Source organism: Streptomyces sp. NPDC054840 (assembly GCF_053611065.1).
The window spans coordinates 1-15,423 of the sequence record NZ_JBSGZP010000098.1; the positions used below are offsets into that span (position 1 = coordinate 1).

Consider the following 15,423-nt stretch of genomic DNA (forward strand, 5'->3'; position numbering starts at 1 on the left):
GTGCCGCGGAGGCGAACGCAGGCCGCACGGCACACCAACCGGTGCGCCGCCACTCCCGCGCGGTTTCAGCGATCACTGCGATCGCCTCCGGGTCGGTGGAGCCGGCGGCCGCGAGCACCACGGCGGTGGTGGCGCGGTCCGCCGGGGTGAGGCCGGCTTCGGAGAGCCGGCGTTCGAGGGCGGTCAGCAGGAGCGGGGACGGCCCGAGGACGTCCGCGACCCGCACCGACAGCCCCGGCAGGCGCGAGGTCGACTCGGCGAGCGCCGCCGGGATGTCGGACTTCGCGTGGAAGGCGCGGGTCAGCAGCAGCGGGAGCGCCACCACCTCCCGTACGCCGGACAGGTGGAGCGAGGACAGGGCCTGCCCCACCGACGGGGTGTTGAAGTCGAGGAAGGCCGTCTCCACGCGCAGCCCCGGCCGCAGCGCCCGCACCCGCCCGGTGAGGGCGTGCACGGTCGCCGCGTGCCGCGGATCGCGGCTGCCGTGGGCGATGACCAGGAGGGCGCGGGACATGACGATCAGCTCTTCGCCAGCAGACCGCGGCTGCGCAGCACCCACCGCTCGACCGGGCTGAAGATCAGCAGGTCGATGGCGATGCCGACCACCAGGATCAGGATGATCGCGAGGAACACGCCCGGCAGGTCGATGTTGTTGCGGCCGTTCTCCAGCAACTGGCCCAGGCCCAGGCCCAGGTCGGGCGAGGAGGCGATGATCTCGGCGGCCATCAGCGAGCGCCAGGAGAAGGCCCAGCCCTGCTTCAGACCGGCCAGGTAGCCGGGCAGCGCGGCCGGCATGACGATGTGCCGGGCCCCGCGCAGACCGGTGGCACCCAGGGTGCGGCCGGCCCGCAGGTACAGCGGGGGGATCTGGTCGATGCCGGAGACGAGGCCGTTGGCGATGGACGGGACGGCGCCGAGCAGGATCACCGTGAACATCATCGCGTCGTTCAGGCCGAACCACAGGACGGCCGGCGGCACCCACGCCACCGACGGCAGCGACTGCAGGCCCTGAAGGATGGGGCCGATCGCGGCGCGGACGAACTTCACCCGGGCGACGAGCAGACCGAGCGGCGTACCGATGGCCAGGGCCAGCAGGAAGCCGAGCAGACCGCGGGAGACGCTGGTCCAGATGACCTCCAGCAGCGTGCCCTTCAGCCACATGTCGGAAAGGCTGTCCCACACCGCGGACAGCGCGGGAAGCTTGGTCTCCTCGGTGACGTGGGTCGCGACGAGGACCTGCCAGACCAGGAGCACCAGACTCACGGCCAGGACCGGCGGGAAGACCTTCTTGACGAGGATCTCGCGGACCGGGGTGCGGTGGGTCTGGACCGCGTCGAGGGCGTCGAGGCCCGCCTCCAGGCCGGCCAGGTCGTCGGTCTTGCCCGCGGCCTTCGAAGTGATGTCAGTGCTGGCCATGGCGGCGGATCTCCCCACGCAGGTGTTCAGTGATCTCCAGGGACAGTTCCGCGACGTCCGCGTCCTCGATGCGGCGCGGCTGCGGAATGTCCACGGTCCATTCCTTCGCGACCCGGCCGGGCCGGGAGGAGAGCAGGACCACGCGCTGGGCGAGACGGACGGCCTCGCGCACGTTGTGGGTGACGAAGAGGACGGACAGCCCCGTCTCCGCCCAGATGCGGGTGAGCTCGCCGTGCAGCACGTCCCGGGTGATGGCGTCGAGGGCCGCGAACGGCTCGTCCATCAGCAACAGCCGGCTGTCCTGGGCGAGCGCGCGGGCCAGCGCCACGCGCTGGCGCATACCGCCGGACAGCTCGTGCACGCGCTTGCCGTACGAGCCGGCGAGCCGGACCAGCTCCAGCAGCCGCTCGGCCTCCGGGCGGCGCTCGGCCTTGGCCACCCCGCGCAGGCGCAGCGCGAGTTCGATGTTCTTGCCCGCGGTCAGCCACGGGAAGAGGGCGTGCTCCTGGAACATCAGCGCCGGACGGCCGCCGGGGGTCTCGATGGACCCCGCGGACGGCTTGTCCAGACCCGCGACCAGGTTCAGCAGCGTGGACTTCCCACACCCCGAGGCACCCAGGATGGTGACGAACTCGCCGGGAGCGACATCGAGGCTGATGTCGTCCAGGACGAGCTGCGATCCGGCCGGGCCGGAGAAGGACTTCGAGACGTGCTCGATGCGGGCAGCGTGCGTCTGCTCCGCGACGGAGCCCTCGGCAGCCGTGGCAAGCGTGGTGGCCATGGTCGTCACCTCCTGGGATTGCTGGATTGCGGGATTACTTGGCGCCGAGACCGGCGTCGGAGACCTCGGGCTTTCCGGCGGCCTTCAGCACCTTGTTCAGGAGCGTGAGGTCGTAGATGCCGGCCAGGTCGGGCTGCTCGATGAGCTTGGCCTTGACCGCCTGGTCGGCCTGCTTCTTCAGCGTGTCGGCGAGCGGGTCGTCCGTGATGGCGATGCTGGGCCACGCCGGATCGATGATCTTCGCGTCGAGCGGCTTGCCGCCCTCCGCCTCCAGCTTCGCGTTCGCGGACGCCTTCGCCTTGTCCGGGTTGGCGTTGATCCACTCGTTGGTCTTCACGGTGCCCTTGAGGACCGCCTCGACGACGTCCGGGTGCTCCTTGAGGAACTTCTGCGACACGATGATGTTCGTGATCACGAACTTCTTGTCGGGCCACAGGGCGGTCTCGTCGAGGAGGACGGAGCCGCCCTCGGAGACGAGCTTGGACGCCGTGGGCTCCGGCACCCACGCGCCGTCGATCGAGCCCTGCTTGAACGCGTCCGGGGTGACCTTGTTGTCCGTACGGACGACGGAGACGTCACCCTTGCCGGACTCCGGGTCGACCGCCCAGCCCTTCTCGGAGATCCAGTTGAGGAAGGCGACATCCTGCGTGTTCCCCTTCTGCGGGGTGGCGATCTTCTTGCCCTTGAGGTCGTCCAGGGTCTTGATCTTGTCCGGGTTCACGACGAGCTTGACGCCGCCGGAGGCGGAACCGGAGATGATCCGCAGGTTCGAGCCCTTGGACTTCACGTAGCCGTTGATCGACGGCGAGGGGCCGATGAAACCGATGTCGAGAGAGCCACCGTTGAGGGCTTCGATCTCGGACGGGCCGGCGTTGAAGGACTGCGGCTTGATCTTGGTGCCGCCGAGTTCCTTCTCGATCAGGCCTTCCTGGAGGCCGACCAGCGCGGTGGCGTGCGTCAGGTTGGGGAAGTACCCGATGCGGACCTCGGAGGCGGAGAGCTTCTTGCCGGCGTCGGCGGCCTTCGGCTCGTCCTTCTTCGCCTCGGAGCCGTAGCCGCAGGAGGCGAGCGCACCGATCAGGAGCGGCAGGGCGGCAGCGGCGACGATGCCGCGGCGGAGGGTGGTGCGAGTGCTGGCGGTGGCAGGCACGGGAGGGCTTCCTCTCGTGACGCGCGTCATCTCATGACGCACGTCTTCGTTTGCGGAACGAGGTCGGGTACGGCTCGTGGGGGGTGTGGGCGCGCATGCGGTGCGCGTACGTCATCGCGCACATCGCGCAACCCCTCCCTGGCCGCTGCCGAGGGCGCCGCTGCCCACGCGGCCGCCCTCCTTCGCGAAGGTCGAGTAGATGTCGGGAAGCATGAGCTAGAAGTCCCAGCCTTCCTCGTCGGCCTGAACGGTCGTCTCGGCCTTGGAGGCGAAGGACTCGCCCGCCATGCCCGCCGCCAGGGTGGTTCCGTCGGCCGGGTCGATCAGCAGGAAGGAACCGGTGCGGCGCGAGTCGGCGTACGCGTCGAGCGCGAGCGGCTCGGCGGTACGGACGACGACGCGGCCGATGTCGTTGGCCACCAGCTGCCCGGGGTCCGGGTGCTGGGACAGGTCGTCCAGGGTCAGCCGCGAGGGGATCTCCTTGACGATCGCCTTGACCGTGCGCGTCGTGTGCTTGATCAGCACCCGGGCGCCGACGGCCAGCGGCTGGTCGGCCACGTGGCAGACCGTCGCCTCGACGTCCTGCGTGGTGGCGGGCGCGTTCGCGGACGGCGCGATCAGGTCACCGCGCGAGATGTCGATGTCGTCCTTCAGCCGCAGCGTCACCGACTGCGGGGCCCAGGCGATGTCCACGCTCTCGCCGAGCGCGTCGATGCCCTCGATGACCGAGGTCCGGCCGGACGGCAGGACCGTCACGGCCTCGCCGACGCGCAGCACGCCGGAGGCGATCTGGCCCGCGTAGCCGCGGTAGTCGGGGTGCTCGGCGGACTGCGGACGGATCACGTACTGCACCGGGAAGCGCGCCGGGCAGGCCGTGAGGTCGTGGCTGACCGGGACGGTCTCCAGGTGCTCCAGCACCGTCGGGCCGCCGTACCAGTCCATGTTGGCGGAGGCGTCCACGACGTTGTCGCCGGCCAGGGCCGAGATCGGTATCGCGGTGATCTCCGGGACGCCCAGGTCGGAGGCGTACGCGGTGAACTCCTCGGCGATGGCGGCGAAGACCGACTCCTGGTAGTCCACCAGGTCCATCTTGTTCACGGCCAGGACCACGTGCGGGACGCGCAGCAGCGCGGCGACCGCCGCGTGCCGGCGGGTCTGCTCGATCACACCGTTGCGGGCGTCGACCAGGACCACGGCCAGGTCGGCGGTGGAGGCGCCGGTGACCATGTTCCGGGTGTACTGCACGTGCCCCGGGGTGTCCGCGAGGATGAACCGGCGGCGCGCGGTGGCGAAGTACCGGTACGCGACGTCGATGGTGATGCCCTGCTCCCGCTCGGCCCGCAGGCCGTCGGTCAGCAGCGCCAGGTCGGGGGCCTCCTGGCCGCGCTGGGCCGAGGCGGCCTCGACGGCCTCCATCTGGTCCGTCAGGACCGACTTGGAGTCGTGCAGCAGCCGGCCCACCAGGGTGGACTTGCCGTCGTCGACGGAACCGGCGGTCGCGAAGCGCAGCAGTGTGGTCACTGAAGGGTCGGCCAGGCCGGCGAACTGATCGGTGGTGCTGGTCATTTCTAGAAGTACCCTTCGCGCTTGCGGTCTTCCATCGCGGCCTCGGACATCTTGTCGTCGGCGCGGGTCGCGCCCCGCTCGGTGAGGCGGGAGACGGCGATCTCGGCGATCACGGCGTCCAGCGTGGTGGCGTCGGAGTCGACGGCGCCGGTGCAGGACATGTCACCGACGGTCCGGTAGCGGATGAGCCGCGTCTCGGGCGTCTCGCTCTCCTTCGGGCCGCCCCACTCGCCGGCCGTCAGCCACATGCCGTTGCGCAGGAACACCTCGCGCTCGTGGGCGAAGTAGATCTCCGGCAGCTCGATGCCCTCGCGGGCGATGTACTGCCAGACGTCCAGCTCGGTCCAGTTCGAGAGCGGGAAGACACGGACGTGCTCGCCGGGCGCGTGGCGGCCGTTGTAGAGCTGCCACAGCTCGGGGCGCTGGCGGCGCGGGTCCCACTGGGAGAACTCGTCGCGGAGGCTGAACACCCGCTCCTTGGCGCGGGCCTTCTCCTCGTCGCGGCGGCCGCCGCCGAAGACGGCGTCGAACTTCAGGCTCTGGATCGCCTCGGTCAGCGGCACGGTCTGCAGCGGGTTGCGGGTGCCGTCCGGGCGCTCGCGCAGCTTGCCCGCGTCGATGTACTCCTGGACGGACGCCACGTGCAGGCGCAGGCCGTGCTTCTCGACCGTACGGTCGCGGTACTCCAGCACCTCGGGGAAGTTGTGGCCCGTGTCGACGTGCAGCAGCGCGAACGGCACCGGCGCCGGCGCGAACGCCTTCAGCGCCAGGTGCAGCATGACGATGGAGTCCTTGCCCCCGGAGAACAGGATCACCGGCTTCTCGAACTCACCCGCCACCTCGCGGAAGATGTGCACGGCCTCGGACTCCAGGGCGTCGAGGTGCGACAGCGCGTAGGGCGCATCCGTCTCGTCGTGGACGTGTGCGACGGTCGTCGTCATGCCAGACCCCTCTCGGTGAGCAGCGCGTGCAGGGCCGAAGCCGACTCCTGCACGGTCTGCGTGTGCGACTCGATCCGCAGGTCCGGGGAGTCCGGCGCCTCGTACGGGTCGTCGACCCCGGTCAGCCCGGAGATCTCGCCCGCCGCCTGCTTGGCGTACAGGCCCTTGACGTCACGCTCCGAGCAGACCTCGACCGGGGTGGCCACGTGGACCTCCAGGTACGAGGTGCCCTCGGCGGCATGCCGCTTGCGGACGGCCTCACGGCTGTCCGCGAACGGTGCGATCACCGGCACCAGCGCCTTGACCCCGTTGCTCGCGAGGAGCTCGGCGACGAAGCCGATCCGCTGCACGTTGGTGTGCCGGTCCTCGCGGGTGAAGCCCAGGCCCGCGGAGAGGAATTCGCGGATCTCGTCCCCGTCGAGCACCTCCACCCGGTGGCCCTCGGCGCGCAGCCGCTCGGCCAGCGCGTAGGCGATGGTGGTCTTGCCCGCGCTCGGCAGCCCGGTGAGCCACACGGTGGCGCCCTGGTCGCTCACGCTCATCTGCTCTGTCTCCGTAAGTTCTTCGCTCGTCGTCATCAGCCGTGCAGTCCGCACTCGGTCTTGCCCCGGCCGGCCCACCGGCCGGCCCGCGCGTCCTCGCCCTCGGCGACGCGCCGGGTGCACGGGGCGCAGCCGACGGAGGCGTAACCGTCCATCAGCAGCGGGTTGGTGAGCACGCCGTGCTCGGCGACGTACGCCTCCACGTCGTCCTGGGTCCAGCGGGCGATCGGGGAGACCTTGACCTTCTGCCGCTTCTCGTCCCAGCCGACCACCGGGGTGTTCGCCCGGGTCGGGGACTCGTCGCGACGCAGGCCCGTCGCCCACGCGGCGTACGCCGTCAGGCCCTCTTCCAGCGGCTTGACCTTGCGCAGCGCACAGCACAGATCGGGGTCGCGGTCGTGCAGCTTCGGCCCGTACGCGGCGTCCTGCTCGGCCACGCTCTGACGCGGGGTCAGCGTGATGACGTTGACGTCCATCACGGCCTCGACCGCGTCGCGGGTGCCGATGGTCTCCTCGAAGTGGTACCCCGTGTCGAGGAAGACCACGTCCACACCGGGGAGGACCCGCGAGGCCAGGTGGGCGACGACCGCGTCCTCCATGGAGGAGGTCACGGCGAACGTCTTGCCGAAGGTGTCGGCCGCCCAGCGCAGGATGTCCAGCGCGGAGGCGTCCTCCAGGTCCCGGCCCGCCTGCTCGGCCAGCGCCTTGAGCTCCTCGGCCGTGAGACCCGCGTCTTGAGTGGTGGTCATATCCCGTCCCCTCCCGCTGATTCCGACTGAACGCCCCGGGCCAGCAGCCCGAGGTACTTCAGCTGGAAGGCTCGGTTGCAGGCCCTGCATTCCCACGCGCCGTGACCCGTCTCGTTGGGAAACAGGTCCTCGTCGCCGCAGTAGGGGCAGTAGAAGGGTGCGGCGCGCTCGCTCACGAGAGGCTCTTCTCGTCCGCGCGGGCGACCCAGGCCGCGAAGCGCTCGCCGTCCTCGCGCTGCTCCCCGTAGTGCCTGACGACCCGCTCGACGTAGTCGGGCAGACCGGCCGAGGTGACCTTGAGGCCGCGGACCTTGCGGCCGAAACCGGCCTCCAGGCCGAGGGCGCCGCCCAGGTGGACCTGGTAGCCCTCCACCTGGTTGCCGTCGTCGTCCAGGACCAGCTGGCCCTTGAGACCGATGTCCGCCACCTGGATACGGGCGCAGGCGTTCGGGCAGCCGTTGATGTTGATGGTGATCGGCTCGGCGAAGTCCGGCAGGCGGCGCTCCAGCTCGTCGATCAGCGAGGCGCCGCGCGCCTTGGTCTCGACGATGGCCAGCTTGCAGAACTCGATGCCGGTGCAGGCCATCGTGCCGCGGCGGAACGGGGACGGCTTGACCCGCAGGTCCAGCGCCTCCAGCGCCCCGACCACCGAGTCGACCTGGTCCGCCTCGATGTCGAGCACGATCATCTTCTGCTCGGCCGTGGTGCGCAGGCGGCCGGAGCCGTGCTGTGCGGCCACATCCGCGATCTTGGTCAGGGTGGCACCGTCCACGCGGCCCACGCGGGGCGCGAAGCCGACGTAGAACTTGCCGTCCTGCTGCTGGTGGACACCCACGTGGTCGCGCCACTGGCCGCTCGGCTGCTCGGGCGCGGGGCCGTCGGTCAGCTTGCGCTTCAGGTACTCGTCCTCCAGGACCTGGCGGAACTTGGCCGGGCCCCAGTCGGCGACGAGGAACTTCAGGCGGGCGCGGTTGCGCAGCCGGCGGTAGCCGTAGTCGCGGAAGATCGAGATGACGCCCTCGTAGACGTCCGGGACCTCGTCGAGCGAGACCCAGGTGCCCAGGCGCACACCCAGCTTGGGGTTGGTGGACAGGCCGCCGCCGACCCAGACGTCGAAGCCGGGACCGTGCTCGGGGTGGTGCACGCCCACGAACGCGATGTCGTTGATCTCGTGGGCCACGTCGAGCAGCGGCGAGCCGGAGACCGCGGACTTGAACTTGCGGGGCAGGTTGGAGAAGTCCTTGTTGCCGACGATGCGGCGGTAGATCTCGTCGATGGCGGGGGTGCCGTCGATGATCTCGTCCAGGGCGATGCCGGCGACGGGCGAACCGAGGATGACGCGGGGCGTGTCACCGCAGGCCTCGGTGGTGGAGAGGCCGACGGCCTCCAGCCGGCGCCAGATCTCCGGGACGTCCTCGATCCGGATCCAGTGGTACTGCACGTTCTGGCGGTCGGTGAGGTCGGCGGTGCCGCGCGCGAACTCCTCCGAGATCTCGCCGATCACGCGGAGCTGCTCGGTGGTCAGCCGGCCGCCGTCGATGCGGACGCGCAGCATGAAGTACTCGTCGTCCAGCTCCTCCGGCTCCAGGATCGCGGTCTTGCCGCCGTCGATCCCGGGCTTGCGCTGGGTGTAGAGGCCCCACCAGCGCATACGGCCGCGCAGGTCGTTGGGGTCGATCGAGTCGAAGCCGCGCTTGGAGTAGATCGTCTCAATGCGTGTCCGCACGTTGAGACCGTCGTCGTCCTTCTTGAACTGCTCGTTGCCGTTGAGGGGCGTGTGGTGTCCGACGGCCCACTGGCCCTCACCGCGGTGACGGCCGGTCTTGCGGCGCGCGGCGGCTGCGGGTGCGGCTGCGGGCGTTTCGGGGGTGGCGGCCATGGCGGTACGTCCTTCTTCGGCGGCTCGAGACAAGGGCAGGGGGAGGCGGCGGCGCTCCCCTGCGGGCTCGGCGGCTCCGAGCGGGTGTGGCTGATTTCCGCTCCGCGCCGGGGTGGCCGGCGGGCAGGCGGTACTACGGCCTCAGGGGGCTGGCGAGTGATCGGCGCGTCCGCGGCGGCGGGGACGACGGCGATGTGCGGCGTGGCTGGTTCCGTCAGCGGGCCGGACAGATGGCGCTGGACATGCGGCCGAGGTCGACGTGCCGCCGACTCACCAAGGCAATTCCAGCTCCATTCATGGCGGAAGCGTGTCATGTGCCGATTGGAGGAGTCCACTACTGTCCACGATTCGGACGAACTCGTCTCGAATTATGGGACGACGTGACGGGGGTCACGCATCGAGGTACGGCGGAGCCACTGCCTCCGGACCCGGCCGCCCGCCTACGGCGCCGCCGCGTCCGACGGGGTCCGCCCCGCTCCGCCGGCCGGCCCCGGAGCGCTTTACGCGCCCGGCCACGGACCGGGGGTCGGGGTGTCTTCCTTCTCTTCCGTCTCCGTCTTGAAGACCTTGAAGCCGCGCCGCTGATAGTTGCTCATCGCCGTCGGCCCGTCCTGGCTGCACGTGTGCACCCACACCCGCCGGGTCGCCTCCAGCTCCGGCCACCGCTCCGCCAGGGACCACGCGCGCGCGATGCCCACCGACAGCAGGTGCCCGCCGATGCGGCGGCCGCGGAAGTCGGGGAGGAGACCGAAGTACATGATCTCCACCACACCGTCGTCCTGCGGATCGAGCTCCACGTACCCGGCCGGCGTACCCCGGTCGTACGCCACCCAGGTCTCCACCCCGGGCCGGTCCAGCTGCTCCACCCACTGCGCGCGGGTCAGGGACAGCCGGTCCGTCCAGTGGATGTCGCCGCCCACCGACGCGTACAGGAAGCGGCTGAACTCGGGGGAGGGGACCTCCGCCCGCGCGATGGATATCTCCGGGCCCGCCGGAGCCGCCGGGACGAGATCCGAGGGAGAGGTCATCTCCAGCGACCAGGTGGTGAGTGCGATGGTGCTCATGCAGCTCAGGGAATCATGCCGGGCCCCGTCAGGCCCAGGCGGGCCCGGACCACCGCGGGAGCGGTCGAGTGCGGGAGCAGCGCGGCCGGGTCCTCGGGGCGGATCAGTTCCACCTCGACGTCCTGCGCGAACCGGTACGGCCGGTGGGTTAGGACACCCGCGAGGTGGCGGCGTACGCGGGACAGCTCCGCGCGCACCGTCACCGTGCGCGTCGGATCCCCGAACAGCTCCCCGGCCAGCTCCGCCGCCGAGCGCCCCCGCGGGCTCTCCGCCAGCAGGAACAGCAGCTCCGCGTGGCGCGGGCTCAGCTCCTGCGACCAGCTCCCGGAGGGTCCGTACACCGTCGCCGACCAGCATCCCGCCCGGCTGAGGTCCAGCACGATCCGGGTCGCCGCCGCCGTGCTGCGACCGTCCTGACCGACCCGCAGCAGCCAGCCGCCGGGCAGCGGCTCCACCACGCACTCCCCGAGGCGCGGCACCCACACCCGGCCCGGCCCGAAGGTCTTCGGCAGCGGGATCCGCTCCGCCGGGGCCAGCCCCGTCACCGCCGCCGTCCAGCCGTTCGGGTCCACGGCCAGTGCCCGCCCCGGCAGCCGGGCCAGCAGCGGGGCCGCCACCGTCCGCAGCCGCTCCAGCGACTCCAGGTGCCGCAGCCGCAGCTCCCGCTCCGCGAGCCGGGCCACCGAGCTCACCCACGCCAGCGTCGCCGGGTGCATGGTGGCCAGCGGCCCGCTGACGTCGACCACGCCCAGCAGGCGCCCGTCACGCGGGTCCCGTACCGGCGCCCCGGCGCAGGTCCAGTCGTGATGGCTGGAGACGAAGTGCTCGGCCGAGAACACCTGCACCGGGCGCCGGGCCACCAGGGCGGTGCCCACCCCGTTCGTGCCGACGACGGCCTCGTCCCAGTCGGCCCCGACGGCGAAGCCGAGCCGGTCCGCCTTGCGCAGGATGGAGGAGTGGCCCTCCCGCCACAGCAGCCGCCCGTCCGCGTCCGCGACGACCATGATGTGCAGGGCCTCGTCCAGGGCGGGCAGCAGCCCCTCGCGCAGCACCGGCAGGATCTCCCGCAGCGGCGACACGTGCCGCCGCTCCTCGGTCTCGGCGGCCGACAGCATCCGCGAGCGCGCGTCCCGGTCGGGGTGCACCCCGACGGCCAGCATCCGGCGCCAGGACTCCGCGATCTCCGGCCGGGGCGCGGCCGGCGGGCGGTCCCCGGCCAGCGCCGCCGCCCGTACGCCCTTGAGCAGACGTGCCGCCGCCCGCGCGTCCATGGCCGAGATGCATGCCGCATCGACCGTGCTGCCTGTGGTGTCGGCCACCGGAACCTCCCCGTGCGAACAGGACGTACGACGCAAGCCGCCTGGGAGGTCCGCGCGTGCCGCTTCCCCGGGCACCCCGACGGACGGCTGCCGACTCAAAGGTTGCAACGGTATGCAACTCTCGCCAAGTCCCGGTCGGCCGACCGAAACTGTCCGGACGCCGCACAGCGGCGTGCCGGCTCCTCCTCGGGGCTTCGGATCAGGGGTGGTGCCGAGTCGGCGCGGCGCCACCCCTGTACCGGTGATGGGCCCGGATCGCGGCCGCGAGCGGTTCGGGGACCGCGGTGGAGCGAGCCCGACGGGGGCTCACTCCTCACCCGTGATCCGCGCCCGTTCCACCACCGCGCGCAGATCCAGGCTGTGCGGCAGCGTGCCGAAGGCCGTACCCCAGTCGCCGCCCAGCCGCGAGGCGCAGAAGGCATCCGCGACCTCCGGCGGGGCCCACCGCACCAGCAGCGATCCCTGGAGCACCAGCGCCATCCGCTCCACCACCCGGCGGGCCCGCGCCTCGATGCCCCCCAGATCGGCGAGATCCGTCAGCAGGTCCTTGATGGCCGAATCCAGCCGATGGTCCGCGCCCCGGGCCAGGCCGACCTCCTGGAGGAAGGCGTTCAGCGCCTGCGGCTCGCGCTGCAGGGCGCGCAGTACGTCCAGCGCCTGCACGTTGCCCGAGCCCTCCCAGATGGAGTTCAGCGGGGACTCGCGCAGCAGTCTCGGCAGCCCCGACTCCTCTACGTAGCCGTTGCCCCCCAGACATTCCAGGGCCTCCGCCACCATCGGCGTACAGCGCTTGGTCACCCAGTACTTGGCGGCGGGCACGGCCAGGCGCAGGAAGGCCTTCTCCTGCTCGGTCCCGGCGTCGTTGGCTGCCGCCAGGCGCAGCGTCAAGGTGGTGGCGGCCTCCGACTCCAGGGCGAGGTCGGCGAGCACGTTGCGCATCAGCGGCTGATCGATGAGCGGCGCTCCGAAAGCAGAGCGGTGCTCCGCGTGATGCACTGCCTGCGTCAGGGCCTGCCGCATCAGCGACGCCGAGCCGATGACACAGTCCAGCCGGGTCGCGGCGACCATCTCGATGATGGTCCGCACCCCGCGCCCCTCCTCACCGACGCGCCGCGCCCAGGTCCCGTCGAACTCCACCTCGCTCGACGCGTTCGACTTGTTGCCCAGCTTGTCCTTCAGGCGCTGGATGGCGAAGACGTTGCGTGTACCGTCCGGCAGCACCCGCGGCACCAGGAAGCACGTCAGCCCGCCCGGAGCCTGCGCCAGCACCAGGAAGCCGTCGGACATCGGCGCCGAGCAGAACCACTTGTGGCCGGTCAGCAGGTATTCGCCGGACGCGTCCAGCGGCACCGCGGCCGTCGTGTTCGCCCGTACGTCGCTGCCGCCCTGCTTCTCCGTCATCCCCATGCCGAAGAGCACGCCGCTCTTCTCGGCGGCCGGGCGCAGCCCCTGCTCGTACACGTGCGAGGTCAGCCGCGGCTCCCATTCGGCGGCGAGCGCCGGATCGGTGCGCAGCGCCGGCACGGCGGCGTGCGTCATCGAGACGGGGCAGCCGTGCCCCGCCTCGGCCTGCGACCAGATGAAGAACCCGGCTGCCCGGCGCAGATGCCCGGCAGGGCGCCCCCAGGCGTCGGTGAGCCCGGAGGTCACCGCGTGCCCGAGCAGCCGGTGCCAGGCCGGGTGGAATTCGACCTCGTCGATCCGGTTCCCGTACCGGTCGTGCGTCCGCAGCCTGGGCGGATTCTCGTTCGACTGCACACCCCATTCCTGGGCCTGCGCGGAACCGGCCGCGCGCCCGAGGTCGGTGAGCTCCTGCCGTACCGTGCCGAGAAGTTCGGGACCCGCGGACGCGAGGTGACGTTCGACGCCCTCGGTGAGGGCCCGATCGCCGCCGTAGACGTCGTACCCCACCAGGGGCGGGGGCTGGTTGCTGACTGTGTGGGTGGTGGCTGCCATGCGGATACCGTAAGGACGTGCAGCCAGCAAAAGAAACACCCGAGCGGATCCCAGGACGGCTCCACCGGGCCCGCGCCCTCTACCGCAACGTCTCGATGCGGAAGATGAGCTGGCTGCTGCTGAAGGACACCGTGAACTCGTGCATCGAGTACCGGATCCTCGGGCTCGCGGCCGAGGCGGCGTTCTTCACGCTGCTCTCGCTGCCCCCGCTCTTCCTCGGCCTGCTGGGTCTGCTCGGCTACGTGGACGGCTGGACGGACACCCGGACGGTCGAAAGCATCGAGGAGAACATCCTGGCGGCGGTCGGCACGGTCCTGTCCGACCGGGGCGTCAACGACATCGCGCGGCCCCTGCTCGACGACGTCACCCGCAGCGGCCGCCCCGACCTCATCTCGCTCGGTTTCGCCTTCGCCCTGTGGTCGGGATCGCGCGCCGTCAACGTCTTCATCGACACCATCACCGTGATGTACGGGCTCGACGGCCAGCGCGGCATCGTCAAGACCCGGCTGCTGGCCTTCCTGCTCTACATCATCGCCCTGCTGATCGGCGCGATCGTGCTTCCGCTGATGGTGGTGGGGCCGGACGCGGTCGTCCGGCTGGTGCCCTGGGGCACCGAGCTGATCGCGGTCCTGTACTGGCCGACCGTGACCGTGCTCTCCATCGCCTTCCTCACGACGCTCTACCACGTGTCCGTGCCCGTGCGCTCCCCCTGGATCGAGGACGTGCCCGGGTCCCTGGTGGCCCTCGCCATGTGGGTGCTGGGCTCCTTCCTGCTGCGGATCTACCTCACCAACACGGTGGAGGGGCCGACGATCTACGGATCGCTGGCCGCCCCCGTGGCCGTACTGCTGTGGATCGGCATCTCGGCCTTCGCGGTGCTCGTCGGGGCCGCCGTCAACGCCGCGATCGACCGCGTCTGGCCCTCGGTGGCCACGGCGGCGGCGCGCGAGGCGAACGAGCGTGCCCGCGAGGCGGAGGCCGCCCAGCTGATCGCGCGGGCTGCCGCCTGGCGGGCGATGGCGGAGGGCGAATCGGAGGACGACGAGGACGACGGGATGCCGTCGGAGTTCCCGGAGCGGTGGTCGAAGTTCCTGCCGCCCGAGGACTACCACTCCCGGCTGCGCAAGCACTGAGGTGACCGGCCCGCCCGGTGTCATTCCGGGCCCTTCACGCCCCAGGCGGTGAGCAGGCCGGGGGAGAGCGCGGCGCAGTCCGGCGAGTCCAGGTAGCGGATCGCCGCGTCGATCGCCGCGTCGTCGACCAGCCCGGTGGCCCTCATCGGCTCCCGCGCGCGCTCCCAGGTATCGGCCCAGAACCGGCTGATGGGGCTGCCGGGCAGCAGCGGCGGCACGAGGATCTCGGCCCCCACGGACAGCAGACCGGCCTCCCGCAGGTGCGCGGGATATTCCGGTACCCAGGAGACATCGGTGCCCAGGCTGTCCCTCAGCCCCTGCCACATGGCCCGCATCACCCGGCCGTACGTGGTCGTCGGCGTGGCGGGGGTGGTCAGGTCGACCGCGTCGCCGAGGACCAGGACACCGCCCGGGGCGACCAGGGAGGCGAGCTTGCCGATCATCCGCGGCCAGTTCCGCAGGTGCATCAGCACGAACCGGGCGTGCACCAGCTGGAACCGTCCCGGACCGAAGTCCAGGGCGGTGATGTCCGCCTCCAGCGGAGTGAGCCCGGCCGCCGGGTGCGCCATGAGGAAGGCCGTGTCCCGGTCGACGGCGACGACCTCCGACACCCCGGCCCGGTCCAGGAGGAGCCGGGCGACCGTGCCCGTTCCGGCGCCCACGTCCAGGCAGCGCCAGCCCGGCCCGGCGCCCAGCGCGCGCAGCCGTGCCAGGGTGAAGTCGTCGTAGGCGAGGGCGCCGAGGTCGATGCGGTCGTCCTCGCCCGGCAGCTCCGCCCGGAACACCGCCTCGCCGTAGCGTCCGCCGGCCACGCCGTCGGGGCGCGGCGCCGGGTCGTCGTCGGGGAGATTCACGTCCGGACCTCTTCGGGGAAAGGGGATACGGCGGATACGGCGGGTACGACGGATACGAGGGACGCGGCGGATG

General features: G+C 71.4%; 16 protein-coding genes. 1 reads left to right on the plus strand and 15 read right to left on the minus strand.

The genetic code is table 11. The features are described 5' to 3' along the window. The 14 genes from ACWGIU_RS10185 to ACWGIU_RS10250 all read right to left on the minus strand — a co-directional run. On the minus strand, nucleotides 1-514 hold a 514-nt coding region (locus ACWGIU_RS10185; RefSeq protein ID WP_453704230.1), incomplete at its 3' end, for a sirohydrochlorin chelatase. 5 nt (nucleotides 515-519) lie between these two features. Next, complete coding sequence (locus tag ACWGIU_RS10190) at nucleotides 520-1,416, minus strand: ABC transporter permease (RefSeq protein ID WP_453704232.1); 897 nt, start codon at nucleotides 1,414-1,416, stop codon at nucleotides 520-522. Next, the gene (locus tag ACWGIU_RS10195) at nucleotides 1,403-2,197 is read right to left on the minus strand and encodes an ABC transporter ATP-binding protein (protein WP_453704234.1); all 795 of its coding nucleotides are present in this window, start codon (nucleotides 2,195-2,197) and stop codon (nucleotides 1,403-1,405) included. The genes ACWGIU_RS10190 and ACWGIU_RS10195 overlap by 14 nt, the downstream gene beginning before the upstream one ends. Before the next feature lie 34 nt (nucleotides 2,198-2,231). Continuing rightward, nucleotides 2,232-3,347: an aliphatic sulfonate ABC transporter substrate-binding protein gene (locus ACWGIU_RS10200; RefSeq protein ID WP_453704236.1), complete on the minus strand. Its 1,116-nt coding sequence runs from the start codon at nucleotides 3,345-3,347 to the stop codon at nucleotides 2,232-2,234. Nucleotides 3,348-3,563: 216 nt separating this feature from the next. Next, nucleotides 3,564-4,913 (minus strand): sulfate adenylyltransferase subunit 1, encoded by a 1,350-nt coding sequence (locus ACWGIU_RS10205; protein WP_453704238.1) that lies wholly within the window; start codon nucleotides 4,911-4,913, stop codon nucleotides 3,564-3,566. Nucleotides 4,914-4,915: 2 nt separating this feature from the next. Continuing rightward, the gene (gene cysD / locus ACWGIU_RS10210) at nucleotides 4,916-5,854 is read right to left on the minus strand and encodes a sulfate adenylyltransferase subunit CysD (protein WP_453704240.1); all 939 of its coding nucleotides are present in this window, start codon (nucleotides 5,852-5,854) and stop codon (nucleotides 4,916-4,918) included. Beyond that, entirely contained in the window at nucleotides 5,851-6,396 is a 546-nt protein-coding gene (gene cysC / locus ACWGIU_RS10215; RefSeq protein WP_030009619.1) for an adenylyl-sulfate kinase, read from the minus strand. The genes cysD and cysC overlap by 4 nt, the downstream gene beginning before the upstream one ends. A 35-nt stretch (nucleotides 6,397-6,431) precedes the next feature. Next, complete coding sequence (locus ACWGIU_RS10220) at nucleotides 6,432-7,145, minus strand: phosphoadenylyl-sulfate reductase (RefSeq protein WP_453704241.1); 714 nt, start codon at nucleotides 7,143-7,145, stop codon at nucleotides 6,432-6,434. After that, nucleotides 7,142-7,321 (minus strand): hypothetical protein, encoded by a 180-nt coding sequence (locus tag ACWGIU_RS10225; protein WP_393847340.1) that lies wholly within the window; start codon nucleotides 7,319-7,321, stop codon nucleotides 7,142-7,144. The genes ACWGIU_RS10220 and ACWGIU_RS10225 overlap by 4 nt, the downstream gene beginning before the upstream one ends. After that, entirely contained in the window at nucleotides 7,318-9,024 is a 1,707-nt protein-coding gene (locus tag ACWGIU_RS10230; RefSeq protein WP_453704243.1) for a nitrite/sulfite reductase, read from the minus strand. The genes ACWGIU_RS10225 and ACWGIU_RS10230 overlap by 4 nt, the downstream gene beginning before the upstream one ends. Before the next feature lie 214 nt (nucleotides 9,025-9,238). Then, complete coding sequence (locus ACWGIU_RS10235) at nucleotides 9,239-9,322, minus strand: putative leader peptide (RefSeq protein ID WP_312847410.1); 84 nt, start codon at nucleotides 9,320-9,322, stop codon at nucleotides 9,239-9,241. Between the two features lie 202 nt (nucleotides 9,323-9,524). Further along, complete coding sequence (locus tag ACWGIU_RS10240; protein ID WP_453704244.1) at nucleotides 9,525-10,088, minus strand: GNAT family N-acetyltransferase; 564 nt, start codon at nucleotides 10,086-10,088, stop codon at nucleotides 9,525-9,527. Nucleotides 10,089-10,093: 5 nt separating this feature from the next. Next, the gene (locus ACWGIU_RS10245; protein ID WP_453704248.1) at nucleotides 10,094-11,359 is read right to left on the minus strand and encodes a GAF domain-containing protein; all 1,266 of its coding nucleotides are present in this window, start codon (nucleotides 11,357-11,359) and stop codon (nucleotides 10,094-10,096) included. Between the two features lie 354 nt (nucleotides 11,360-11,713). Beyond that, a complete protein-coding gene (locus ACWGIU_RS10250; protein ID WP_453704245.1) occupies nucleotides 11,714-13,363 on the minus strand; it encodes an acyl-CoA dehydrogenase family protein in 1,650 nt (549 codons plus the stop codon). 17 nt (nucleotides 13,364-13,380) lie between these two features. On the opposite strand from ACWGIU_RS10250, the gene ACWGIU_RS10255 reads away from it, so the two are divergent. Then, nucleotides 13,381-14,496 carry a YihY/virulence factor BrkB family protein gene (locus ACWGIU_RS10255; protein ID WP_453704246.1) on the plus strand — a complete coding sequence of 372 codons (1,116 nt, stop codon included), beginning with the start codon at nucleotides 13,381-13,383 and terminating at the stop codon, nucleotides 14,494-14,496. A gap of 20 nt (nucleotides 14,497-14,516) precedes the next feature. Here the strand turns inward: ACWGIU_RS10255 and ACWGIU_RS10260 are convergent, their stop codons facing one another. Then, nucleotides 14,517-15,350 (minus strand): class I SAM-dependent methyltransferase, encoded by an 834-nt coding sequence (locus ACWGIU_RS10260; protein WP_453704247.1) that lies wholly within the window; start codon nucleotides 15,348-15,350, stop codon nucleotides 14,517-14,519. Nucleotides 15,351-15,423: the final 73 nt, after the last annotated feature.